Source organism: Aquabacterium sp. A08 (assembly GCF_011742065.1).
On record NZ_JAAQQT010000327.1, the window covers coordinates 1 to 977 of the forward strand.

The following is a 977-nucleotide window of genomic DNA, read 5'->3' on the forward strand; positions in this document are numbered from 1 at the left end:
GTCATGTCCAGCGGGTTGTCACCGCCGCGGATGCGCAGAAAGCCGGCGCTTTGCTCGAAGGTCTTGGCGCCCAGGCCGGTGACTTTGAGCAAATCTTGCCGGCTCTGGAAGGCGCCGTGAGCCTCGCGCCAACGCACCACCGACTTGGCCACCGTGCCGCTCAGGCCCGAGACGCGCGCCAGCAGCGGCGCGCTGGCGGTGTTCAGGTCCACGCCCACACCGTTCACGCAGTCTTCCACCACCGCGTCCAGGGTGCGCGCCAGCTCGCTCTGGTTCACGTCGTGCTGGTACTGGCCCACGCCAATGCTCTTGGGGTCGATCTTCACCAGTTCGGCCAGCGGGTCCTGCAGGCGGCGGGCAATGCTGGCCGCGCCGCGCAGGCTCACGTCCACGTCGGGCATTTCCTGGCTGGCAAATTCGCTGGCGGAATACACCGACGCGCCCGCCTCGCTCACCACCACTTTTTGCGGGGTCAGGCCGCGGTCGGCCAGGCGCTTGATCAGGTCGGCGGCCAGCTTGTCGGTTTCGCGGCTGGCGGTGCCGTTGCCGATGGCGATGAGCTGCACGCCGTGCTTCAGGCACAGCGCGCCCAGGGTGGCGATGCTGCCTTCCCAATCGCGGCGCGGTTCGTGCGGATACACGGTGGCGGTGTCCAGCAGCTTGCCGGTGGGGTCCACCACCGCCACCTTCACCCCGGTGCGGATGCCCGGGTCCAGCCCCATCACGGCCTTGGGGCCGGCGGGCGCGGCCAACAGCAGGTCGCGCAGGTTGTCGGCAAACACCTTGATGGCCACCTGTTCGGCGGCTTCGCGCAGGCGGGCGAACAGGTCGCGCTCGGTGGACAGGCTGAGTTTGACGCGCCAGGTCCAGGCCACGCATTTACGGATCAGGTCGTCCGCCGGGCGGGCCTGGTGGCTCCAGCCCAGGTGGCGGGCGATGCGGCCTTCGGCCAGCGAGGGCACGGCGCCGGGTTTGCC

1 protein-coding gene is annotated in these 977 nt (G+C 69.8%); it reads right to left on the reverse strand.

The window, feature by feature from the left end; translation table 11 throughout:
* Positions 1–977 (reverse strand): helix-hairpin-helix domain-containing protein (locus HA630_RS01845; protein ID WP_208299910.1); only part of this gene is annotated, 977 nt, incomplete at both ends.